Here is a 25,470-nt window from a genome sequence, read left to right as displayed (position 1 = left end):
GTTTCATGGGATTGATGCGTTCCTGATCTCGTATTACTGCCAGTTGGCAGCGATAACCGGGGCCAACGTGGTGGCGTAGTTGGGCGGCAGGGTGAGTTGACCGCTGACGGGCGGAGTAAACGCTGCCATTGCGGTGACCAAGTTATCGACCTTGCTGTCCAGCAAGAGCTTGGCACCCGCCTGGAATGTCTCGACTCGGTGTTGGCTGCCGAGGTACCAGTCGTCCACCAGAAACTTGTCGCCTGTCCCGATCACGCTGACCTCCAGGTCGTCGGCGACCTTTCGGAACCACAATTGGTTGATCGTGATGGACCCCATGATCATCGCAACGTCGGCATTGCCCGCAGTCGCATCGTTTTCAACGATGCGGTCCATTCCGCCGCCTGGCATCAATAGATACCTGTCGTTGCCAGTTCCACCAATCAGGGTATCATTGCCCGCATAGCCGTTCAGGGTATCGTTGCCGGCGCCACCGTTTAGGGTATTGGCAGCTCCATTCCCGAACAGAACGTTGACCGCATCGTTGCCCGTGCCATCAATAGCGGCGTTGCCTACCAGCGTCAATCTTTCGACATGCTCGGGCAAAACAAAGGACACGGAAGCCCGAACCAGGTCCGAACCCTCGTTGGCCAACTCCACGATCACGTCCTGCGCGCTGTCGACATCGTAGGTGTCGTTGCCCAGTCCGCCGATCAGGGTATTGCGGCCGGAGCCGCCCGACAACGTGTCATTGCCGGCGTGGCCGATCAGGGTGTCGTCACCCGCGCCCCCCGAGATCGCATCGTCGCCCGCCCCGCCCTCGATCGTGTCGTTGCCGGCCCCTCCAATCAAACCAAAGGACTCACCTTGCTCGCCTTGCCAGTTCGCCGCCATGACGGGGGCCAATGCTGATGCATAGTTCGGGGGCAGCACGACCTGCCCCAAAGCCGGAGGCGTCAGGTTCGCCATGGCTTGGACCAGGGCTTCTACCTGCGAGCCGAGCAACACTCCGCCCGTCGCAGTCTGGAACTTTTCCACCCGGTGCTGCGCACCGGCATACCAGTCGCTCACAAAGATACGATCATTCGTTCCAATGATCCTGATACTCAAGTCGTTTAGCTCACGCCCAAACCAGAGTTGGCTGGCCGTGATTCCTCCCGTGAAGAGTATGGTGTCCGTGTTGCCGGCTGTCGCGTCATTTTCAATGATACGATCGATATCGCCGCCACGCCCAAACACATAGGTATCACTGCCCAAGCCACCGATGAGCGTGTCGTACCCCGCCTCACCAAACAAGGTGTCATTGTTGTCGCGGCCATCGAGCCAGTCGGCACCTGCTCCGCCGTACAAGGCATTGGCCTCGGCATTGCCGCTCAGCTTGTCATCGGACTTGCCGCCAATCACATTTTCGACATTGATCAAGGTGTCGTTGCCAGAGCCTCCCGTCGCTTGGCTGCTTGTCACGGCAAGGTCGATAGTGATTGCGCCTGTCGCACTCACGTAAGACACGGTGTCGATGCCCCCAGCGCCGTTGATTACGTTATCCCCCGCGGCAGCCTCGATCCGGTTATCCAGAGCGTTCCCTGTCATGTTGGCCACTCCGGTCGAATCGATCACCACGTTCTCGACATTCTGTGCGAGGGTGTATTGCACGGCCGAAGAGATGACAGTGTCCACCCCGCCATCCGTCGCTTCAATGATGACATCACCAACGTTATCCACTCGATAGATGTCATCGCCAAGTCCTCCGCGCATAACGTCGGCGCCAAGCCCGCCATCAAGACTGTTGTTGCCGGTATTGCCTATGAGTACGTCGTCATACCGGGTGCCAATCACGTTCTCGATAGCGATCAATGTGTCTCTGCCCGACCCACCAGTCTCTTGGGCCGCCGTCAATTCCAGATTGACCGCGACCGCCGATGTCATGTACTCGTAGCTGACGGTGTCGACACCACCGGCCCCGTCGATCACGTTGTTGTCTTGACTGGCATACAAGACATTGGCCAACGCGTTGCCGGTCAACCAGGTCGTGCCCATCTGCATGATGCGGCCATTCTCGACGTTATCGGTCAGCGTATAAGCGACAACGTAGGAGTGCACCAGATCGTTGCCGGCATTGGCCCCTTCGATCACTACGTCGCCAGAATTGTCGACGTAGTACACATCGTCCCCGGTGTCGCCGGCCATGATATCGGCCCCGCTTGCACCATCAATCACGTTGGCTTTCTCGTTACCCTGGATCGTATCGTTGTAGCCGCTGCCAACAATGTTGTCGATATCGAGCAAGTCATCTTTACCGGAGCCGCCTGTCACCTCCGGACCGGAGTGGTCGACATGCAGATTGACCTGTACCGCCGACTTAGCATACTGATAACTCACCGTATCGATGCCCGGGAGGCCATTGATTCCCGGCGTCGATCCGATGATAGTGTCGTTGCCGTCCCCCGCGTACAGGATGTTTGCTAACGCGTTCCCCCGAAGAGAAGTACCGCTCGGACCGATGATGCGCCCATTTTCGACGTTTTCCGGCAAATCGTAGTACGTCAATGAGACATAGACGGTGTCCGTCCCGCCGTTGACGTTCTCCGCGATCTTGTCATCCTTGTGATCCACGTAGTACAAGTCGTCCTTCGCACTACCCACCATGGTGTCGGCAACCGGACTGCCCTGCGGCGGCTGGGGTCCGGACCCACTAATGGGAATGGCCGCGTTGGCAAGTGCAGAGCTAAATTCGGCCGCGCCGGGAATCTCGAAGGCCGTTTGCACATCAAAACCCGGGTGTGCGGTCCGGTAGGCGGTCATCGCTTGTACCAAGCCGTCGATCTCGTACAGCGAAATGCCATCGCCCGCCAGAATCCGTTCGAGCCGGAAGGTTTGCCCGGAATACCACCCCTTTACCTTCACCCGGTCATCACTTCCCAAGATTTCGATGATCAGGTCATCGCCCGTACGGCTAAACCAAAGTTGCCGAGAGTTGATATCGCTTCCCAGCAGCAGGGTCCCGCCTGTCTCCCTAATACCGGACAGCCCGTGGACTATCGTATCCTGCCCGTCACCGCGCTTGAACAGATATGAGTCGTTGCCACCGCCGCCATAAAGCAAGTCGTTGCCGCGGCCGCCACTGAGCGTGTCTGCACCCATACCGGCATTGAGCAGATCGTCGCCGCCCAAACCGTACATCACGTTGTCGCCAGCATCGCCGTGCAATTCGTTGTCCTGGGCGTTGCCTGTCAGATGCAGACCAGACCCCATGGACACCAAGACTTCGACGTTCGCAGCCAACTGCAGCACACTCAATGTCGTGTGGATCGCATCGTAGCCATCACCTGCCGCCTCGACGACGGCATCGGGGCCATTGATCACATAAACGTCGTCGCCACCAAGCCCCGTCAGGCGACTGCCTTGGCCGTTCCCCGACAAGCGGTTGTTACCATCGGTGCCCGTCAACGCCAACGTCCCCGCGCCTGTCAGCTGGCCGTTCTCCACGTTCGCAAACTTGCGCAGATCCAAATCCACAGCCGACTGAATCGTATCGCTGCCTTCTCCAGCGAGTTCTATGATTTCGAGATGTAGGTCTGCATCATCCCAGATGTAGATGTCATCGCCGATGCCGCCGTACAGGTGATCGCGACCCGAGCCACCAGCCAGCGTGTCATTGCCATCGCCGCCATAGAGGAAGTCATCGCCGTCGCCGCCATAGAGCGCATCATTGCGGGTATTACCATACAACGTATCGTTGCCGCTACCACCGTACAGACGGTCGTCAGAGTTAAAGCCTCCGGAGATGACGTCGTCACCGCCCCGGCCATAGACAACCGCACCATTGAAGGGCGCCATGAGCTGGTCGGCCCCCATGGTGCCGACGACAGGCCGGTTGGTATCCAACCAGCCATTGAACAAGTCACTGCGCTGGAAGAATTGGTCGAAGTACGTTCCATTGGCGCCCATGACGTCCGCTAGCACCATATAGCTGGTGAAAACCGATCCATCCGCCCTCGTCTTTTCAAAGGTGAGCAGGATATCGCTGGCGATTTCATTGTCGGCCGATACAGGCACCCAGGCGTCGAGCGAGTATTTCCCGTCCTTGGCGCGCGCCGGATCGAGACGGCCTAGCTGCCAGCCATGACGATTGCTGGCGTCATCCCGGATAAGATTCAACGAATAACCGTCATAGTTCGGTGCCCCTCGCTCGACGACACGATCACCACGGTCCATCTGGACGACCGCAAAGGTCAAGGTATCTCTGTCGAACACGTAAGTATCCGCGCCTTCGCGGCCTCGTACGTAGACATTGCCGCTCAACGCAAAAGTTTCCGAATTGGCCGTGCCGATGACGACATCCGCCGCGGCCATCGGCCCCTGGAGGTTGCGAAGATTGTCGGCCGGCATATCCGCTTCGACAGGACGCGTGACCGGAGGTGATTTCCCACCCGCGGTCATCAAGCTGCGTACAGATACCGAGGCGTCGTCGAAGACGATGAAATCGACCTGCAGTTCGCCATTCGCACCTTTTTCAACGCGGATGTCGGCAGCGGCAGAGCCCGTTCCCCCTCCCGAGATGCGCATTGCTCCGTCGTCCATAACTTGAACCGTCACATCCTTGCGCAGATACCCTTCCATCCTCAAACGATCCTGGCCCTTGGCTCCCGCAGTCGCCGAGCCGACGAGCGCAATGACCGTCATGCCTCCATCGCCTTTGCGATAGATGTAGGTATCATTGCCGTCGCCGCCGTTCAGATAGTCACGCAATACCAGGCCGTCGCCTGGCGTCGGATTCCCATTGGGATCCAGTATGAGTGAATTGTCGGCGTGATAGACGGGGGTGGACCAGCGCTCCGTGACAGTTGAGGTGTCGCGCTGCTGCTTGCCGCTGTCCAAGTACGTGCGCTCCAGGTATGCACCGCCACCCCATAGCGTGTCGTCGCCACCAAAACCGAACAAGACATCGGACAGCCCAATCACGTCACGGTAGGACGTGCTGTCTATCAAGGAGCTAGTAGGCGCGATACCGAAGTTCCCATAGCTACTGGCGGTAAGGTCGTTGCCGCCCTTGGTATAGAGATCCATCCACGAGGGGCTGCCAGGCGGGAGAGACTTGATGCTCCCCAGCCGGAAGCTGATGCGACCTTCGATAATCTCGCCGGCTTCGGATCCAGTCACCATCGACGATTGACGGCTGCGAGCCACCTTGAACGCCTGGTCCAAATAGTAGTTCTGCCCGCTCTGACCTCCCCCAAAGAAACGCCCATTCAGATCCGGATCGGTGCGTGTCATCCGTCCCTTGCTCTCGATCAGGGCAGCCAAGTCCATCACCAGGGGGGTGCCCTGTTCATCCAATATTGAATTGAACGAGATGTTCTTGACGTTGTTGTGCTCCACACCCTCAGCAAAATAGCCGACGATGTCCACCGTCATCTTGCCATCACGCGATTGCACCCTGAGCGTATCGAAGGCGTCGCCATTGAACCCGAATCGTAGAGGATCTGACGTATTTATCAGAAAGTGCTCCAACTCAGTCGCGTTGCTGCGCGGCCCATTGCCATCCATGCTATAGGTGTCGTATCGCAGCGGGTTGGCAATTCGGTTGAACACCAGTGTATCGGGTGTGTTAGCCGAGACGACGAGTGTGTCTTCGCCATCATCCCGGTAGGAACCGCGAATAATGGCGACGCCGTTGCTTGCCAGGTACTTGTCATTGCCTTCGCCGCCATCGAGCAAAGCTCCCGACGCGCCGCCGGCCAAGTCATCATTGCCTTCGCGCCCGACCACATACCAGTACGCTGCCTCCGTGGGGAGAATCGGGCCGCCATACAGGTGATCGTTAGAGACCGTCCCAGTATAGGCACTCAGCTTCGTCTTGTCGCCGATCAACCCTGTGTCGTAGACTGCCACCCAACCAAAATCCACGGGAACGTAGCCGTCGTCCGTCGGCTCGTAGTCGCGGAGTTTCTTGCGCACGCCGTCTGCAAAAACCAGCGTCGTGTCGTCGGAAAAGTCCTTGAGCGTCAGCGAGTTCGTGCCCCATTTGAGGGTCCCACGAATTTCATGAAAGAGATCAAATGTCACCGCATCCGCCTTCACATCTGTGAAGACGATCGTGTCCGCAGCCGACAAGGCCCATACGGTGTCGTGCCCTGAGTTAGAACTCAGGCGTATCCTGTCTGTGCCCGAACGGGCAATGATCACGTCGTCCCCCACGCCGCCCTCATAGAGATTGACCCCGTCGCCGCCGATCAGCGTGTCATTGCCCGCTCCACCGTACAGTTCATCATTGAAGTCGCCCCCATTCAGCAGGTCATCTCCCTCATCGCCGTACAGGAAGTTGTTACCCATACCGCCAGACAAGCTGTCATTGCCGGCACCACCAAAGAGCTTGTCACCGCCATTGCCCCCACTTAGTACATCGTCACCCGCGTCGCCGCGCAGTTCGTCATCGCCATTGCCGCCCACCAGCTTGTCCTGACCGTCCCCCCCGGACAGCATGTCGTTGCCATCACCGCCGAGCAATTCGTCCAGGCCGTCAGCGCCAACAAGACGATCGTCGCCACCCAGGCCCTCGATCCTGTCGTCGCCCGTGCCGCCGTCCATGCTGTCCTTGCCGGCACCCCCGCGCAGCGTATCGTTGCCACTGCCACCGAAGAGGATGTCATCGCCCTGACCGCCACCGTCCAACACATCACTGCCCCCCCCGCCATACAGGGTATCGTTCCCCAGGCCACCCAGCAGCGTATCGTCACCCGAAGCAGTGCCGGCGACATCATCTCCATAGATGGTCGAGCCGTTATTTGCGGCCCTCAGGATGTCGTTGCCCGCCCCACCAATCAGCGTGTCGGCAACTGTGGCAGCGGTGGAAACCAGCACCTCAATGCGGTCATCGCCTACGCCTGTATCGATTCGGTCGCCGCCTGCCAGGGCATAGACAACATCGTTGCCTTCACCGGTATTGATGGTGAGTCCGCTGTTCTTCCGCGCAAAAACGATGTCATCGCCACCCAGTGTGTCGAAGGACTTGGCGCCAAGCTTCTCCTGCACAATGACGTCAGCGCCCTGCGTGACCGCCTTGCCGGTTAACAGCAATGCTGCCCGCTCACCGCCCTGGAAGACGAAATTGGTTGGAACCAAATCGATATCGTTGGACGCTAGCCGATCAGCACTGTAGGTGAACGGAACATACAATTCGACGCGTTCGCCATCGTTGTTCGTCAACCGGATTTTGGCTGAAAAGCTGTTGACGTCCGTGCTGGAGAATGTGGCTCCAACGGTAAAGTGGAAACTGCCGGCGTTCTGGAACTCCACCGTATCCAGGCTATCGAGATCGCGGATCCCCGAGGTCTTGAAGCCTGGCGCGAAGACGAAGCGGTCAGCGCCCGCGCCGCCCGTGAGGATGCCGCCGAGCGACACCAGGATATCGTTACCTTCGCCGCCGCTCAATATTCCGGATCCCGTCAGATGGTCGTCGCCCTCGTCGCCATACAGTGCCCCACTGCCGACCAGAACGTCATCGCCTGCGCCGCCGTTCATCGTGGCTGTGTCGGGACCATGGTATTGAACACCGTTCCACATGATTTCGCCACCCTGCAACAGGACTCCAGCGCCGCCGGTCTGTGCGCCGCGCAGGATGTCGTCACCGGCGCCCCCGTCCATGGTGTCCCCACCAGCCGTACCGATCAGCGTATCGTCGCCGTTGCCGCCGATCAGCTTGTCGTTGCCGGCGCCACCGTCCAGCACATCGTCGCCATCACCACCGAACAGTTCATCGTTGCCGGCCCCGGCATTGAGCGTATCGTTCCCGCTACCGCCCAAGAGCAGGTCGTCGCCGCCATTGCTCGTGAGTAAATCGTCCCCGGACCCGCCATCCAGTATCTCGGCGGTGTCGTCTCCGATGATCTCATCGTTCCCAGCCCCAGCGCTGAAGAAACGTTTGCTGTTCTTCAGCACCTGCGCCCATTCGGCGGTCAGCCCCATGGGATTGACAGTCGAGGTCCCCACGAGCATCAAGTCATCACCGTCCGTGCCCTGCGGCCCCCAATTGACTCCCACGATCTCGAAGTAATAGGCCAGTTGCTCAAGGGTGTAGGTGTCATTTCCCACCTTGTACACATTGATCAGCTCGCCTGTGCTGGTACGCTCCTGGATCAAGGTCGGGTTGTAAGCTACACGCTCATTATGTTGATACGACACGACCCCGCCACTGACGACGCCGTTGAAATACACCCCTTGATCAGTGACCATCAGGCCATCCCTGGCGTAGGGCTTCTTACGGCCGACGCCAGGAATAGGCGAGACATAAATGACGGTCTTGTTTGTCACGGCGCCGGACACAGGATTTACCTTGATGACCCCATCGGTCGACATCCATCCCATTTGCTCGGCGGTCAGCTTCTGCGTCACCCCTTGCAGCAAAACACTGCGCGTGCCGGAGTGACCCGCATAGCTCAGTAGCAACCCGCCCGGCTGCAGGATCTGGGTCACCGCGTTGGCCGACAATCGGGCCGCGGACCGGAGCATCAACAAGTCACCCGCGGCCGCGTTGAAATCCGTGATCGTGGTCACACCTGCCCCGTCGTCCTCAATCACGAAGGTATCGGCCTCGGTGCCGCCCGTCAGCGTATCGCCAATACCGCCCAGGAGTACATCCTTGCCTGCTCCTCCGGTAAGAGAATCACTGCCTTGACCGCCTTCCAACCGGTCTTTTCCTTCACCTCCCACCAGTGTGTCGTTACCCCGCCCTCCTACCAGACTGTCGTTTCCGGCCGCACCAATCAGCGTATCGTTCCAGTCGGTGCCGACTACGCGGTCGATCCCGGCGTTCACCCCAAGACCATAGTCGTTGGCGCGACTGGCCGTCGCGCCTGACAAGTCAATGTAAACCGCACTGCTCAAGGCCGACGCATTCAGCTCCGACAGCCCGCCCTCTGGCGCGATGGTCAACTGTCCGGCGTACTCGTCGGTCAGCACATATCGCTTGACCTGATCTGCGCCACTGCCAACTACCTGCAGGCTGGCCTGAAGACCGTTCACCCCACCTGCGCCCGCCGCCTTGTCTTCGACCACGAGTTGCCATTGACCATGAACGTCTTCGCCCCGGAAATGCACGCTCATCAGGTCAACGTCCAGCGTCGTCGCATTCAAGGGGTTAGCGATCCCACCCGTCAGGCCGGGCCTGTCCAGCAAGATGCTACGCGTGCCGGACGGCGAAATGAGCGTGACCACCAGGTCGCTCCAGCGTGCGTGTCCTAGGCTCAGGTGCAGCAACACCTGCTCGGCGCTGACATGCTGGTCGACATGGAATGCCAGTATGCGCTGCCCGCCATCAGGCAGCGCATTGGCTTGTGCGGCCACCGAATCAGTATAGACGGGGGCCTGGTCATTCGAAACCCAGGTCTCCGCCATGCGCACGGCCGCAGCGGCATCCACCATGCCAAAGCCGAAGTCGTGACTGAAATGCATGCCCACGCCGTTCCAGGCCTTGTCCTGGTTGTTCGACCACGTGGTACTGGACGCCGCGCCGGCGCCCATATCCTTGCGCGCTGTCAGCGCGAGAATGCTCTGGACGTCGCGGTACGTCAGCTTGGCATTGGCTTCCAGCATCAGCGCGGCCACACCCGAGACGATCGGTGCGGCAAAGGACGTGCCCTGGGTCTCAGCGCTCTCGCCACCCACCTTCTCGCCATCGGGCGTTTCTACCGACACGCTGGCCGTCAGGATATTGGACGCCGGCGCGGCCACCAGAATATTGGCGCCGCGCTCACTGAACGCCTTGGCAGGCTGGTTGCTGCCGCCCACATTGCCGATCTGATTCACACCCCCGACGTTGATCGTGTATTCGTTCGAGGTCAGCGTGTTCAGGCCCGCATCAAAGCCTTTGGCACGCTGATTTCCGGCACCGTAGACCATGACCGTTCCCAGGCCATTGCGTCCGTGAGTCGCTGCGGATTTCTGCGCGACAAACTCGGCTTGTGTCTGCAGCATGATCGCCGGATCGCCGGCGGTCAGACTGGCGAACCAGCCGAACTGGTCGGGGTTACCCTGTCCCCAACTGTTGTTGACGACGTCGTAGTCGCGCATCGTCATCAAGTCTTCGCGGAAGCGGGCGACCGTCGATGCGGGGTTGGAAAACGGGATAAAGGCCTTGGAGTCCAGCGTAACGCCATACGCCACTCCCACGCCGCCGATGCCATTGCGCGCCGCACCGATGACACCAGCCACTTGCGTGCCGTGAGCGGAGTGCTGATTCGTGTCCTTGAAGTACGCACTTTTGTTGGATACCAAGTCAGCGTGATTCAGATCTGCCGCCTGGCGATCCACCGCGAAATCGCCGCTGGGTTCGAGCACCAGGACCTTCACGCCCTTGCCGCTATAGCCACGATCCCACGCCACGGGTGCGCCCACGGCGCCCAGGTACCACTGCTTGACGTAGTCAGGATCGGCTGGAGCGTTGCTGGGTACCAGCAGGACGCGTGCCTTCATCTCGGCGGTGACGGCCGGGTCGGCGGCATTGGCGATGATCGGTGCCGCGTTGCCCTGGGCATCCTTGACACGATAGCTGAACTCGATCGGACCTGCGTAGCCGGCCTTTCGCGTAAATGTGACGGTTTGACCGTCTTGACTTAAGGAGACAAAGCCGCCGACTGCATCACCGACCCAGTGGATGGAAAGCTGTGCGGCGCCAAGGTGCTGGAAGTCCAGGTCGTTGGCCAGCAGGCTACTCACGGAAATCGTCACGGGGCCGGCGGCGGCCACCGCAATGCGATCATCTACGGGCAATGGCTCGTCCAGCCCTAAATCAAGGGTGGTGGAAGCCGTGCCGGTTTTGAAAGAGAACTTCTCGACGTTGGTCAGCACCATTGTGCCGTCGCGATCAGCCACGGTATCCGTGATCTGATATCCGCCGCTCGCCGTGCGTATGAAGCGATAGTCGGACAAGGCGCCCGAGAGTTCAATCAGGTCGATGCCAGCCCCGCCGTCAATGGTGTCCCGTCCGGCCGAGGCCGAGATCACGTCGTTGCCTGCGCCGGCATCGATGATGTCGTCGCCTCCACCGCCATCAAGAACGTCACCGCCAGCGCCGCCGAACAGTTGATCACTACCGCGGCCGCCGCGAATCAGATCATCGCCATCATCACCAAACACAACGTCATCCCCGTCCTGCCCCGACAGTGCGTCGTCGGCGCGGCCGCCCCGGATGTAATCGTCCCCCGCTGCTCCCTCAATGAAATAGTTGTCCGCTCCGGCTCCCACCAGTACATCGGCGCCGTATCCGCCGTAGACCACCTCGACATTGGCCTGATATAGGTTGAGCGTGACGCCACGATCGTCGGAGATCAGCACGGTATCTATCCCGTCACCGCCATTAATGTTGGCTTGACGGTCATCTGAGTCAATGACCAGCAGGTCGCTGCCGCCGCCGCCCGAGAATGTGTCCGAGCCAGCACCGCCAATCAGCCAATCGTTGGCGGTCGTGCCCAGTAGCGTGTCGTTGCCCGCCTGGCCCATCGCTTGTGTCGCGCCACTGCCGTTCAGGTCGATGCGTACGCCCAGTGCGCTCTTGGCGACCAACACCGATTTTCCATCCAGAACAATTTTGTCGATGTCTGCAGCGTACTTCGTGGTTGATGCCGATCCGGGATTGCCTGAGGACTCCAGGTCCACATCCCACAACGTGCGGGTGCTGCCGTCCGTATAGGTGGCGACCACGCCCTTGACATTGCTTTGCCCCGCCACCGTGCCGGTTACGGGTGCAAGATTAATCGATTGGATACCCAGATCCGCCAGACTGGTCAATTCGCTAGCGCTCGCATAGGCGTCCTGGTTGCGATCGCTCCAGACGCGCAGGTCCGACCATTGAATGTCCGCAGCATCCAGCTTGCCATCGGCATTGCTGTCCAAGATGGCCAGCGTAGGGCGCGCACCGGCGCCTTGCGTCAGTGTAAAGAGTTCGGCGCCGCCGGATATCCTGCCATCGAAATTGCGGTCCATCACCAACAGTGGGTCGGTCGGCGCAGTCCAGCGCACGCGCTCTGGTGTGCCGTCGGAATCCATGTCGAAGTCCACCTGGCCAACTCCGAGGACCACGCCGTCGTCGCCCGCGTCGAGCATTATCGGATCGACATAGGGAACCCCGTTCGCAGCCGTCTGCGACTCAAGACTCCTGACCACGATCTCGGTGGCTACCGGCATCCAACCGCGCGCAATCAGTTCTCCATCACTCTTCACGGCGCTTTCGCCAACCAGGATGGTCTGCGTGGGATCAAGTTGGATCACCGTGCCGTCCGCCATGCTCACCGTCCCGGTCTGCCCGGCAATGGGCGTGAAGCCAATCCAGCGGCCCTGGGCGTCGAAGTAGACGGTCGCCTCGAAACGTTGCCCCCTGAAATCCACAACATCGGGCCGAGCCGAGTTCGGCGCCTTGATGAGCATTACCTGATCCCCGGACTCGACCAGCATGCTCTGTTGATGGGTCTGCGTGCGCACACCTGCAAGCAAGCCAGAAAGATCATTCAAGCTGTTGTTACCCGGGCGCGTGCCGCCTGTTACGACGTTGCCGGGTGCGACATACTCGATGCCGTCACGATTCACGTAACGTTCCAGCATGGTCGCCGTGTAGCCTGCACCAGCTTGCAATAGCCCATGCCCGCCACCGGATGCACCCAGATCAAGGCGTGACGGCTGCATCGTCACCGTGTCCGTGGACACGTCCAGGATCGTGCCGTTGCGAGGAGTGGACGCCGCGGAAGGATTCAGAATGTCCGTCACGCCCGTTGCGATCTGTTGCACGCTAGCGCCGATCTCGGTCACCGTATCGCCAAAGCCTTGAACCACGCCGTGCACTTCCTTGCCAAGGGTTGCGACAAGGTGTTCCTTCACTGCGTCTCCCAGGGAGGCGAGATTCTCATCGACAAAGACGCCGCTGTCTTTCCATCTCTCCAACAGCCCTTCTTTGGTACTGTTCCAGATCGCTTCGGCCACTGCCTTCAGGTACCCCTCAGGATCCTGTGCGAAAGCAGTAGCGTTGAACTGGATATTCTTCAGGTAGGGAACGACGACTTCCTGGGTCCACTCCGCGATCCCTGCGCCGACCGACTTCAGGTCCGCCAGCGCCTCGCCGAAATCGGCGTCGCTGAGCGAGCCCGCCATCTTGGCCAACGGCGCCCCGACGTAGTCCCAAGCGCTGTCGGCGACCGCTCCCACAATCGATACGCCGGCAACAAGGGCGCCAGCCGACAGCGCCGGTACTCCTGCGGTGGTGAGGAGAACGGTCCCGCCCACCACCAACAAGCTCACAGCCGCATCGTGCAGGAATTGCTTCCCTGCCGTGACGTCAGCCTCCAATACCGTCTGCCCCGCTGTTCTGGCCGCTGTATAGCTGCCGAATGCATCCGTCGTCGCAATAGCTCGGTCAAAGGCTTTGCCGGCGACCGACAGCACGCCACGTCCCAACGAGGCGGTGTCCTGAGCCTTGGCCACCGCGGAAAGCGATTTGTCCTGGGCGGATGCGATCGCGCGTTGCCTGGCCTGGGCGAGGGCCTGCAGCCGGGGCGTGACAGGTTGGCTGACGGTCAGCCCCTTGGCTTCAATATAGGTATTTAGGTCGGCCAGCTTGGCCTTCTTACCAAACAGATTGGTGTTGTTGGCTTGTGCGGTGGACAACAGTGTGTCGATTTTTGTCTGCGTGTTGAAGGCACGCCAGCGTAGGTCGCCGTGGGCCGCCTTGATTGCTGCGGTCTCGGCGCGAAAAGCGGAAAGATTCTGACGGCCGACTTCGAATCCGTCCGGCCCTGACCCGAACACCTTGGCAACGTCTGCTTTCCACGCCGCATCTGCTGCCGCGTCGGAGAGATTGGCGTATTTCTGATCTGTCTTAGTGAGAGTAAGGCGGTTGTCCAGCATTGCCTTGTTCGTATAGTCCCGCACATCGATTGCAAGCTGCTCGGCATCTTTGAAAACGTGAGGTCGTAGCGCCCTGTCGGCAGGAAGCAAATCCTCCTCTTTCGTTTGCATTAGTGCAGCATAGGACAGCCCGGATGGCGTTACTTGAGCTCCAAATTTATCAAAAATTCTCTTTTGAGCCGCCTCCACTGGCTCATGATTACTGGCATGGCGAATAGTACCGGTTGCCTTTGAAATACCTGCATCTCTCGGCAAAAATAGTAAATTCTCCGGAGCATCGATATTGAAGCGTTTGGTCGCAATCAGAACGGCCATAACATCACTAACATCTCCAACATTCTGTTGAAGCGCGTGATGGCGCTCCATAACTGAATTCGCCACTTCCAGCCTCCAAATATGATCAATCGATTATTTATCAGCCACGTCCGCAAATTTGAAGCAATTCAATTTTTCTTCGCGAATTTTTTTAACAAAAATCTCATCGACGATCTCCACAAGCGGCGAATACTTCAAACGAAATGCTCGGGACTGACCCACGGATTCAGGTCTTATTCTTACGCCATTCAACGCGATATAATTTTTGAATGGAACATTTTTTTGAAATTCAATTTCTGAATTATCCTCATCAATACAATCCAAAAATCGCACGATGTCACAAAACCAAAATTCTGGCCCAGGTGTTTCAAAGTTGCTATAGTCGACCTCCGCCTTAACAAATGCGAAAGCGTCAAGATCCAATGACTCTAGCAATTCTTTCAACCGATCTGAAATAAGCCATATACCCAGCATAATTCCGTAGGCATCCCAGATGGCACCACGCCGCCCCTTTCTGTCAAAGGAAATTTTTGGTGGCTCCTGGAAACGCAATCCATGAAATGGCTTGGAACTTTCCGGACGCCATCCCGTTTTCAGAACAGACTCATTTACCCAGATACGCCACGGCGTGACGCGAAGACCCCTAGTTTCTTGTTCTATTCTAAAATATTTACCCTCTTTTTTATTCTCACCGTCAACACCGGATCGATTTTTTTCTGTGTCACGCAGTTCACAATTTTTCATTTCATTCTCTCATTTATCGAACAGCGAGCTTTACGCCAACTATATCTGATAATTATTCTCATTTCCGGCCAAAGGTAGTGCGACGCTCGTGTTGCGTCGGCGTACGACCGAACTCATCCAGGATTGCCAGCTACGCCGCATGGATTGGCAAAATGGTTCCCCGCATAACGGATGGTACCCGGGACCTTGGCGACGGACTCGTCTCTTGGAAGAAACGGCAGGTTCTCCGGAGCGTTGATATCAAACCGTTTCACATTGAGCAGCAGTCTGAGTATGGCACTTTCTTGTCCGACATTCTGCTGCAGTGCACGATGCCATTCCGTTACAGCATTCGCCATTTCCCGCATCCTCCAACGTTCGATCGGAAATTGCTGCGGTTGCAAGTCCGGCTGTGTCCATTTTTTCGCGACAACTAGAGACAAAGTAGTGACGCTCGCACGAGGGCATCCGAAGCAAAGCGAACGTTTCTTCTGCGACGAATACTACACAACCATTCGTGACGGTTCTATGTCATATTGTATTTTATGTTCCCCCAGTGAGAAGGGGAGCGTCCGAGGCTCAGGGCGGAAGGACCTGGTTGGCGTTGACCTGCCGTCAAAGTGGAGATTCTTTAGGCCGGGAACGACGACCTCCTGGATCCAATCCGCAATTCCGGCACCGACCGCCTTCAGGCCCGCCAGCCGAAAGGGTCGGGACACGTGCCGCAGTGAGGAGGACGGTCCCGCCCACCACTGGCAAGCTCACAGCCGCATCATGCAGGAATTGCTTGCCTGCCGTGATGTCGACCTCCAGTACCGTCTGCCCCGCTGTTCTGGCCGCCGTATAGCTGCCGAACGCATCCGTTATCGCAATGGCACGGTCAAAGGCTTTGCCAGCGACCGACAGCATGCAACGTCCCAACGGAGCGGTGTCCTGAGCCTTGGACATCGCGGAAAGCGATTTGTCCTGAGCGGATGCGATCGCGCGTTGCGTTGCCAGGCCTGGGCGAGAGCCTGCAGCCGGGGCGTGGAAAGTTGGCCGACAGTTAGCCCCTTGGCTTCAATATAGGTATTGGGGTCGGCCAGCTTGGATTTCTTGCCGAACAAATTGGTGTTGTTGGCTTGTGCAGCGGACAACAGCGTGTCGATCTTTGTCTGCGTGTTGAAGGCACGCCAGCGTAGATCGCCGTGGGCCGCCTTAATTGCCGCGGTCTCGGCACGAAAAGCAGAAAGATCCTGACGGCCGACGTCGAATCCGTCCGGCCCCGATCCAAACACCTTGGCAACGTCAGCCTTCCACGCCGCATCTGCTGCTATGTCGGACAGGCCCACATACTTGGGATCGGTCTGGCTGAGAACAAGGCGGTTGTCCAGCATTGCCTTGTTGGTGTAGTCGCGAAGGTCAACGGCGAGCTTTTCGGCCTGATCGAATACCTGGACCCTCAAGGGTCTTTCTGCGGCGGTCAGCTTCGCAGGGGCAACTTCCATAAGCAGAGCATAGCTCTTGCCAAATTGCGTGGGAGTACGACCGAACTCATCCAGGACTGCTGGCTGCGCTGTATCGACTGGCGCATGGTTCCCTGCGTGGCGAACGGAACCCATAGCCTTGGCGATGGACTCGTCTCTTGGAAGAAACAGCGAGTTCTCCGGAGCGTCGATATCAAACCGTTTCGCATTGAGCAGCAGTCTGAGCACAGAACTTTCTTGTCCGACATTCTGCATGCAGTGCATGTGCCGTTCCATTACGGCATTCGCCATTTTTTCGCATCCCCCAACGTTCGATCGGCAATTGCTACGGTTGCAAGCTCTGGAACGAAAATCCTTCGATTTTGCGCTCCGGAGTGCGTCTACCACCACGTCGTCGGCAATCTGTATCAATGAAGCGTGTGTGAGTCTGAATACACGCGCCTCCCCAACTGTGTCGCGCCTCACTTTCACATCAATAAGAATCTTGTATACCTTGAATGAAACGTCTTCGTAGCGGGTAACTTGCGACCGTTCGTCGGCAATGCAATCAAGCCTGCGCACAGCGTCGCAAAACCAGAATCCGGGCCCAGCCCCATCGAAGTTGCTGTTGTCCACCTCCGCCCGCACAAATGCGAACGCAGTCGGATCCAATTGAATCAGCAAATCTCTCGGCCTGTCTGAAACCAACCAGATACCAAAAGTGATGGTATAGGCGTCGCGGAGGGCGATGGGTCGTGCTTTCTTGTCAAACTCGATCCTGGGTGATTCGCAGAATAAATGGCCAAAGAAAGGCGATGCCTCATCGGCCGAAAGCCTCTATTTCAGCGTCTCTTCATTTACCCAAACACGCCAATGTATTATTTCAAAGTTGAGATCAGTGTCTAGCATTTAGTATTTCCGCTCCTTCTCCTACTTGCCGTCGCCTCCAGAAATGTTCAGTTTCCCGCCCGGCATTTTATTTTGACCGTCTCACCCTGCAATTTATCGCACAACGAGTATACATACCCACTGAACCCGATAGTCACATTTTCCAAATGCTCTATACTTCTGTTAATTATATGCACAATTCTTAGGTCGACACATTAGGTCAACAAGGAAGTCAGTCGATCAAACCGATTACTCTTTCTTTTTGATGCATTTCTTCGCGAAATTCCATCCGTCCATGCGCTCTGACGCGACAAAGTCCCGTAACGCATCAGAACAGAATAACTCATTGCTAGAATGCTCCGGATACTGTTTCGTTGCCCCAAAATCGCTAGGCAATTGCCAAAAATGGTGACCGGCCACTATATTTCCGTCTAACACGCAGACACCATCGGCAGCGCTAGAGATTTGACCGCCGCTTAGTTCGTAGCCAGTGCGGCCATATCCCTTGGCAAATGTCGTCTCCTCGACAATCACCGCATCAAGCCGCGGAGGTGATACAATCCAGTAATAAATCCCATAGCATTGGTCCCGGTGCGAGTTCTCCAGCCCCCATATCTCGAGCGGAAAAAAGCGGTGCCTACCCGGCTCGAGCGATTCCAGTTTGTCTTTGAGAGACTCACAAACAATGAATGGGCCGGCAAGCCAACCGAGAATTGCGGGTATCCCACCACCCTTGCGTTGCGCCACTCTCAGCACTCGGGGAACTCCCGCTTGCTCTTCGTCTGTTAGCTCCAGTCCGCGGTCGATTTTGGTCTTTAACCGGATAGAAATTGGCGGATCGAATTCCCTGCCCACAGCGCTTGCTCCGCTGCTGACCATTACTAGGTATGACATACCGTCTCCTTTTCCTCATCCTTGCGTTGACAGTTGATATAGCAAGACGCGTCGATGGGATCACTTCTGCAAGCAGAAGATATAGTGCACGCCCATAACGAATTGGGCCTTTGAAAACTGGCGACGACTATCTCTACGTCAGTATGCAACATACCAGATTGCCTCACGCTGGATGACCGCAATCTCCCTTCGTGTATGAAGACCAGTTCATTCAGACGATCAAATAGCCAGCTTGTGTCAGCTGTACTTCGAGACTCTGTGACTCTTTCCTTAAGCGGGTCTTGCAATCGGATCCCGATCCGAAGGTTGGATCACCCGTCCGGCTAGACGGATTCGCGCCATTCATCGAGCAGAAAGTCACAGAAAATTCATCTCAGATCGCGAAAAAATGGCGACCGTATCCCGTTCCCCACGCCGCCCAGAACTATGCGATTCGATACGCTATGGCACGCCAGCCCGTAGACACGTACGTCCGGTACGTACGTTCATCGATGCTTGGAAATGCACTTCTTGTCGCCGGCCCATCCGTCCATCTTCTCAGCCCTGATGTGCCTCCATAGCTCGTCCGAGCAGAAGTAGCTGGGGATACAGCGGTCTGGGTGGCTTTGTGTTTGGCCGTAGTCCCGTGGCAGTTGCCAGAAGTGATGACCCTCAATGACATCCTGATCAAGCACGCACTGCGCATCGTCGTCCGTATCTATATCTGCGCTGCGTTCATAGCCTTCGCGGCCAAATCCTTTGGTAAAAGTGGTCTCCTCGATGATCACAGCGTCGAGTCGCACTGGGCACAAGATCAGGTAGTAGGTGCCGAACACCTTTTCATTGGGTCCCGCGTCCAGGCTGCGAATCTCGATCGGCACGAAGTCATGCCGTCCGGGTTCCAGTCCTTCCAGAATGCCGCGCAGGCGCTCGCACACGATAAAAGGGCCATTTCCCCAACCAATAATCGCCGGCACCCCGCCACGGCGCCGCTCCTCGACCCTCAGGATGCTGGGAATCACGGCCCGCTCTTCTGGCGTGATCAATGTCCCGATCGAAAGGCGTGCCTCCAGACGCCCATCGATCTCCGGATCAAATTGCTTGGTGACCGCACTGCCGTCATTAACGTTAACGGTGATCAGGTAAGGCATGTTCATTCTTCCATTGGAGATGGTGTCAGAAATTAGTTCCCGTGAGGCTGGCACCATTGGAACATCGGGAATCCCGTAAGATCGGAAAGGCCGATAGTGTCAACGACGGCGCTTACTGACGAGTTCGATTCGATGGAGTATCGCTGAAACGGCATGCTGGGCCTCGGACACGTACGTCCGCCATGTTCCTCTGCGTTTGGCAATGCACTTCTTGTCGCCGGCCCATCCGTCCATCTTCTCGGCCCTGACGCGTCGCCATAACTCGTCAGAGCAGAAGTAAGTGGGGATACAGCGGTCTGGGTGGCTCCGTGTTTGGCCGTATTCCCGTGACAGTTGCCAGAAGTGATAACCCTCAATGACATCCTGATCAAGCAGGCACCGCACATCGTCGCCGCTACCATCCAGGACGACGGGGTAAGATTGTCTTAATATCTTATATATTTCTTACGACACACTTTTTCTCTATCGTCCACCCATCCATCTTCTCGGATTTGAACCTAGACCATAGTTCATCTGAACAAAAGTAACCTGTTTCTGAGTGATTCGGATAATTCGACGTACTCCCGAAATCAGATGGCAATTGCCAAAAATGATGACCCTCTATAACCATTTTATTCAATGCACAGACGCCTTCCTTTAGTGTTGAAATTCCACCTCCGCTCAGCACATAACCTTCCCGCCCACCCCCCTTATCAAATGAAGTCTCATCGATAATCACCGCATCGAGCCGAATAGGACACAAAATCAGGTAGTACGTACCAAATATTTTTTCATCGACCCCACGATCTTCGCTGCGAATTTCGATAGGCAGAAAGTCATGTCGACCCGGCTCCAACTCTTCAAGAATATCGCGCAAACGCTCGCAAATAATAAACGGTCCGATATTCCACCCAATAACGTCGGGTATTCCGCCGCGTCTACGTTCCGAAACTCTCAATACTCGAGGAATAGCCGCCCGATCTTCTGTCGATATTGACGTCAGGAGAGTTATCTTCGCGTGCAACTCACGGGCAATCTCTGGATCAAACTGCTTACGAACAGCGCTCCCATCTGAAACACTAAGTCCAACTAGATATGGCATAATTACCCCACTTATCTTTTTTATCCTAAACCAAATCAGTGATTTATATTCCACTGAATCAAGTAAATCACACAAGTGGAATTATAAATATACTCTCAACCCGCCAACGGAATAAATAATCTCGATCACCGAGCCTGGCTAGGGTTAGTCCACCGCATGGCTACTGCCGTCGAGCCGTCGAGAGACTTGACAGTAATCTGGGGCAACTCTTTGAAATCCGTAAAGTCGATAGGGTCAGCCATGATGCTTTCCGATCACTTCACTTCACTATTGGTTGGTTCCGAAGCAGAACGCCTGAGCCTTTCCGAAACATAGACGTCCGTCATCTTCATCTGCGTTTGGCAATGCACTTCTTCTTGGCGGCCCAGCCGTCCATCTTCTCGGCCCTGATGTGCCTCCATAGCGCGTCCGAGCAGAAGTAGCTGGGGATACAGCGGTTTGGGTGGCTTTGTGTTTGGCCGTACTCCCGTGGCAGTTGCCAGAAGTGATGACCCTCAATGACATCCTGATCAAGCACGCACTGCGCATCGTCGTCGCCATCAATCCGTGCGCTACGCTCATAGCCTTCGTGGCCGAATCCTTTGGTGAAAGTCGTCTCCTCGATAATCACGGCGTCGAGTCGCACCGGACACAGGATCAGATAGTAGGTGCCGAACACCTTTTCATTGGGTCCCGAGTCCAAGCTACGAATCTCGATCGGCACGAAGTCATGCCGTCCGGGTTCCAGTTCTTCCAGGATGTCGCGCAAGCGTTCGCAAATGATGAAAGAGCCACCACTCCAGCCCAAGATCGCAGGAACCCCGCCACGCCGCCGCTCCCTCACCCTCAACACGCGGGGAATCGCGGCCCGCTCTTCTGGCGTGATCAATGTCCCGATCGAAAGGCGCGCCTCCAGACGCCCATCGATCTCCGGATCAAATTGCTTGGTGACCGCACTGCCATCGTTAACGTTAACGGTGATTAGGTAAGGCATGTTCATACTTCCATTGAAAATGGTGTCGGAAATAAGTCACCGTGAAAGGCCAGTGGTGTCCCCCACGGTGATTTCTGACGAGTTCGATTCGATGGCGTATCGCTGAAACGGCATGCCCGGCGTCGGACACGTACGTCCGTCATGCTCTTCTGCATTTGGCAATGCACTTCTTCTTGGCGGCCCATCCGTCCATCTTCTCGGCCCTGATGTGCCTCCATAGCTCGTCCGAGCAGAAGTAGCCCGTGATACAGCGGTCTGGGTGGCTTTGTGTTTGGCCGTATTCCCGTGGCAGTTGCCAGAAGTGATGACCCTCAATGACATCCTGATCAAGCATGCACTGCGCATCGTCGCCGCTATCAATCCGTGCGCTACGTTCATAGCCTTCGCGGCCGAATCCTTTGGTGAAAGTCGTCTCCTCGATAATCACAGCGTCGAGTCGCACCGGACACAGGATCAGGTAGTAGGTGCCGAACACTTTTTCATTGGGTCCCGCGTCCAGGCTGCGAATCTCAATCGGCACGAAGTCATGCCGTCCAGGTTCCAGTCCTTCCAGGATGTCGTGCAGGCGCTCGCACACGATAAAAGGGCCACTTCCCCAACCTATAATCGCTGGCACCCCACCACGCCGCCACTCCTCGACTCTCAGGATGCGGGGGATCGCGGCCCGTTCGTCTGGCGTGATCGACGTATCGATAGCAAGGCCCGCCTGCAGACGTCCATCGATCTCCGGATCAAATTGCTTGGTGACCGCACTGCCGTCGTTAACGTTAACGGTGATTAGGTAAGGCATGATCATTCTTCCATTGGAAATGGTTTCGGAAATTAATCACCGTAAGGCTACCACCATTGGAACATCGGGAATCCTGTAAGATCGGAAAAACCGATAGTCCCACCGCAGTGCGTTCTGACGAATTCGATTCGATGGAGTATCGCTGAAACGGCACGTTGGGCCTCGGACACGTGCGTCCATCATGCTCCTCTGCGTTTGGCAATGCACTTCTTCTCGGTGGCCCAGCCGTCCATCTTCTCTGCCCTGATGTGCCTCCATAGCTCGTCCGAGCAGAAGTAGCTGGGGATACAGCGGTCTGGGTGGCTCCGTGTTTGGCCGTAATCCCGTGGCAGTTGCCAGAAGTGATGACCCTCGATGACATTCTGATCAAGCACGCACTGCGCATCGTCCTTCGTAGCTATTTGTGCGCCACGTTCATAGCCTTCTCGGCCAAATCCTTTGGTGAAAGTGGTCTCCTCAACGATCACGGCGTCGAGTCGCACCGGACACAGGATCAGGTAGTAGGTGCCGAACACCTTTTCATTGGGTCCCGAGTCCAAGCTACGAATCTCGATCGGCACGAAGTCATGCCGTCCGGGTTCCAGTTCTTCCAGGATGTCGCGCAAGCGCTCGCAAATGATGAAAGGGCCACCACTCCAGCCCAAGATCGCAGGAATCCCGCCACGCCGCCGCTCCCTCACCCTCAACACGCGGGGGATCGCGGCTCTCTCGTCTGGCGTGATCGACGTACCGATAGATAGACGCGCTTCAAGACGACCATCGATTTCGGGGTCGAATTCTTTAGTCACCGCACTGCCATCGTTTACGTTGTCGTTGATCAGGTAAGGCATGTTCATACTTCCATTGAAAATGGTGTCGAAAATAAGTCACCGTGAATCTACCACCATCGGAACATCAGAAGTCCTGTAATATCGGAAAAGCCGATAGTGTCAACCACGGCGCTTTCTGACGAGTTCGATTCGATGGAGTATCGCTGAAACGGCATGCTGGGCCTCGGACACGTACGTCCGTCATGTTCCTCTGCGTTTGGCAATGCACTTCTTCTCGGTGGCCCAGCCGTCCATCTTCTCTGCCCTGATGTGCCTCCATAGCGCGTCCGAGCAGAAGTAACCCGTGATGTAGTGGTCTGGGTGGCTCTGTGTTTGGCCGTAGTCCCGTGGCAGTTGCCAGAAGTGATGACCCTCAATGACGTCCTGATCAAGCACGCACTGCGCATCGTCGTCCGTATCTATATCTGCGCTGCGTTCATAGCCTTCGCAGCCAAATCCTTTGGTAAAAGTGGTCTCCTCGATGATCAAAGCGTCGAGTCGCACTGGGCACAAGATCAGGTAGTAGGTGCCGAACACCTTTTCATTGGGCCCCGCGCCCAGGCTGCGAATCTCGATCGGCACGAAGTCATGCCGTCCAGGTTCCAACTCTTCCAGAATTTCGCGCAAACGCTCGCAGATGATAAAAGGTCCGACGCTCCAGCCCAGGATCGCTGGCACCCCACCACGCCGCCGCTCCCTCACCCTCAGGATGCGGGGGATCGCGGCTCGTTCTTCTGGCGTAATCGACGTATCGATAGCAAGTCCGGCGTGCAGACGGCCATCGATCTCTGGATCAAATTGCTTGGTGACCGCACTGCCGTCGTTAACGTTGACGGTGATTAGGTAAGGTATTTTCGAGGCTTCCCAGTCTCAATGGAGTAGCCGATGCGGCTCAAATGATCTACCCGTTGCGCCTTCTTGTATCGCTCGGTGGTCATTCCGAGTCCTCTTGCGCAGGCGATCCACTGTAAGCATCTGGAAGCGTCGCACCGTCAAGGTTTGCTCCGGCCAAATTTGCCCCGGTAAGGTTCGCCTCCTTGAGATTTGCACCCGTGAGGTTCGCGCGCGCTAGATTCGCGTACGTGAGATTTGCACCCGTTAAGTTCGCGCGGGTGAGATTGGCCTCGAGCAAGTTTGCGCCCGTGAGGTTCGCATTGCTCATGTCGGCTTCACCCAGCCGCGCACAAAGAAAAGTGGCCTTCGACAGATTCGCTCCGCTCAGGTCCGCATCGAACAGATTGGCCTCAGTAAAAATGGCAGCCCTGCAATCCGCACCGCTCAGCGTGACACCGGGCATGTCCGTTCGCGAAAAATTTGCCCAGCTCAATGTCGCACCGGAAAAGTAGGCGCCGCAGGCGTCTTCTACGTTGGCGAGACGGGCGCCCGTGAGATCAGCACCGGTAAAATCAGCATAGAGAAAGTCGGCCTGCTCTAAGTCCGCACCACTGAGATTCGCGTTGGTGAAGTTGGCCGCGCGGAGTTGCGCATAGGTCAGATCGGCATTGATGAATTCGCTGCCAGTGAGATCCGCACCGTCGAGATTCACGCCGTGCAAATCCGCGCCGCTCAGGGATGCGCTACTCAGTTTCGCCCCGCTCATGTTGGCGAAACGCAGTTCGGCGGAACGAAGAACTATGCCGGCAAGATCCGCATCAGCCAAGTTCGCATTATGAAGATCCATGATCCCAGCGGCGATCCGTTCAGAGCGGGTAAAGGCGCCAGCCGCCGCCTGCAGCGTCAGTCGGATACTGTTGTTTTCTGCTTCATGGGAGAAAATGACCCGATCGCGGTCGTCTTTGATGTCGATTTTCATGGGGACCCTTTGGAACAAAAAATCAAACTTTCGACTGAGGTGCCGCAGCGCACGAAAATATCGAGTGCAAAACAAGTGCTCTCTGTGTGCCTAATAGTACACAGCCATTCATGACGCTCTTGTGTCACATTGTATTTGTTGTGTCCCCACCGAGGAGGGGCCCGAGTGGATGGCCCAATGTTGCCGTCTGCATTAACGGCTTCGACGAAACGGCCTATGGGTGGCACGGCCTCGCAAGGAGCGTTTGGTCCGACGGCACGGCAAGGTGGCAACTTGCGAGTGCCCCGCGGTCTGCCTTGGCCCACGGCGCCCTATTGGCCGGTTGATCGCATAACATACCCCACCCGGAAAAGCTCCTCCGTCTGCCCCGTGTGGGACCGCGCGCTGCAGCCACTCCGGCATGGCGCCGCGGCCGTCCCAGCTCTGCCCCTGTGCGTTGCGGTAGCGCACTGGCCCAGACGATGGGGTCGGCAGTATCTCGACAAAGCAGCCTGCCGCCTGCAGGTCGGCCAGGGTCGGGCCGTGCTGGGCCATCAGGATGATGGATCCAGATAGTTGCTTGGGCGCGCTCGATTTCAATCGACATGGTGTGGGTGAACAGATTTGGGGCCGCGCCGGATTCCGCGTTGTGCCGTCTTGCGGGAGCGCTGGACTTCAGGGTTGTTCTAGGTGATGGCTGTTGTGGGAATCAGTGCCGGCGGGAAGACACGGCCACCCTCGCTGCTTAAATTTTAATCAAA

The 25,470-nt window shown here is 57.1% G+C and carries 12 protein-coding genes and 1 pseudogene; all 13 read right to left on the bottom strand.

The genetic code is table 11. From position 1 onward, the window contains the following. Window positions 1-33: 33 nt before the first annotated feature. The 13 genes and pseudogenes from AC1RQC_RS28245 to AC1RQC_RS28185 all read right to left on the bottom strand — a co-directional run bounded on the left by AC1RQC_RS28245 (window position 34) and on the right by AC1RQC_RS28185 (window position 25,264). On the bottom strand, window positions 34-14,184 hold the full coding sequence (locus AC1RQC_RS28245) for an SPM autocatalytic domain-containing protein (RefSeq protein WP_492885232.1): 14,151 nt from the start codon (window positions 14,182-14,184) through the stop codon (window positions 34-36). Between the two features lie 93 nt (window positions 14,185-14,277). Beyond that, window positions 14,278-14,928: an imm11 family protein gene (locus tag AC1RQC_RS28240; protein WP_492809397.1), complete on the bottom strand. Its 651-nt coding sequence runs from the start codon at window positions 14,926-14,928 to the stop codon at window positions 14,278-14,280. A gap of 113 nt (window positions 14,929-15,041) precedes the next feature. Continuing rightward, on the bottom strand, window positions 15,042-15,311 hold the full coding sequence (locus tag AC1RQC_RS28235; protein WP_492809396.1) for a hypothetical protein: 270 nt from the start codon (window positions 15,309-15,311) through the stop codon (window positions 15,042-15,044). 459 nt (window positions 15,312-15,770) lie between these two features. Continuing rightward, a pseudogene (locus tag AC1RQC_RS28230) lies at window positions 15,771-17,135 on the bottom strand (imm11 family protein); the annotation flags it as partial. A gap of 354 nt (window positions 17,136-17,489) precedes the next feature. Then, a complete protein-coding gene (locus AC1RQC_RS28225; protein WP_492885230.1) occupies window positions 17,490-18,134 on the bottom strand; it encodes an imm11 family protein in 645 nt (214 codons plus the stop codon). Between the two features lie 485 nt (window positions 18,135-18,619). Next, window positions 18,620-19,264, bottom strand: coding sequence for an imm11 family protein (locus AC1RQC_RS28220; protein WP_492885228.1), 645 nt, complete (start codon window positions 19,262-19,264; stop codon window positions 18,620-18,622). Between the two features lie 433 nt (window positions 19,265-19,697). Further along, complete coding sequence (locus AC1RQC_RS28215; protein WP_492809393.1) at window positions 19,698-20,345, bottom strand: imm11 family protein; 648 nt, start codon at window positions 20,343-20,345, stop codon at window positions 19,698-19,700. Between the two features lie 328 nt (window positions 20,346-20,673). Then, entirely contained in the window at window positions 20,674-21,318 is a 645-nt protein-coding gene (locus AC1RQC_RS28210) for an imm11 family protein (RefSeq protein WP_492809392.1), read from the bottom strand. Window positions 21,319-21,457: 139 nt separating this feature from the next. After that, window positions 21,458-22,108: an imm11 family protein gene (locus tag AC1RQC_RS28205; RefSeq protein ID WP_477134789.1), complete on the bottom strand. Its 651-nt coding sequence runs from the start codon at window positions 22,106-22,108 to the stop codon at window positions 21,458-21,460. Window positions 22,109-22,287: 179 nt separating this feature from the next. Beyond that, window positions 22,288-22,938, bottom strand: coding sequence for an imm11 family protein (locus AC1RQC_RS28200; protein ID WP_477134788.1), 651 nt, complete (start codon window positions 22,936-22,938; stop codon window positions 22,288-22,290). A 180-nt stretch (window positions 22,939-23,118) separates the two neighbouring features. Next, window positions 23,119-23,619: an imm11 family protein gene (locus AC1RQC_RS28195; RefSeq protein ID WP_492809391.1), complete on the bottom strand. Its 501-nt coding sequence runs from the start codon at window positions 23,617-23,619 to the stop codon at window positions 23,119-23,121. A 232-nt stretch (window positions 23,620-23,851) separates the two neighbouring features. Continuing rightward, on the bottom strand, window positions 23,852-24,730 hold the full coding sequence (locus AC1RQC_RS28190; protein ID WP_492809390.1) for a pentapeptide repeat-containing protein: 879 nt from the start codon (window positions 24,728-24,730) through the stop codon (window positions 23,852-23,854). Window positions 24,731-24,922: 192 nt separating this feature from the next. Continuing rightward, window positions 24,923-25,264: an H-NS family nucleoid-associated regulatory protein gene (locus AC1RQC_RS28185; protein WP_492809389.1), complete on the bottom strand. Its 342-nt coding sequence runs from the start codon at window positions 25,262-25,264 to the stop codon at window positions 24,923-24,925. Between the last annotated feature and the right edge of the window lie 206 nt (window positions 25,265-25,470).

This window comes from Cupriavidus sp. GW822-FHT03E04 (genome assembly GCF_058801495.1).
Note: the sequence above shows the minus strand (reverse complement) of the source record. Positions and strands in the feature narration are given on the sequence as shown.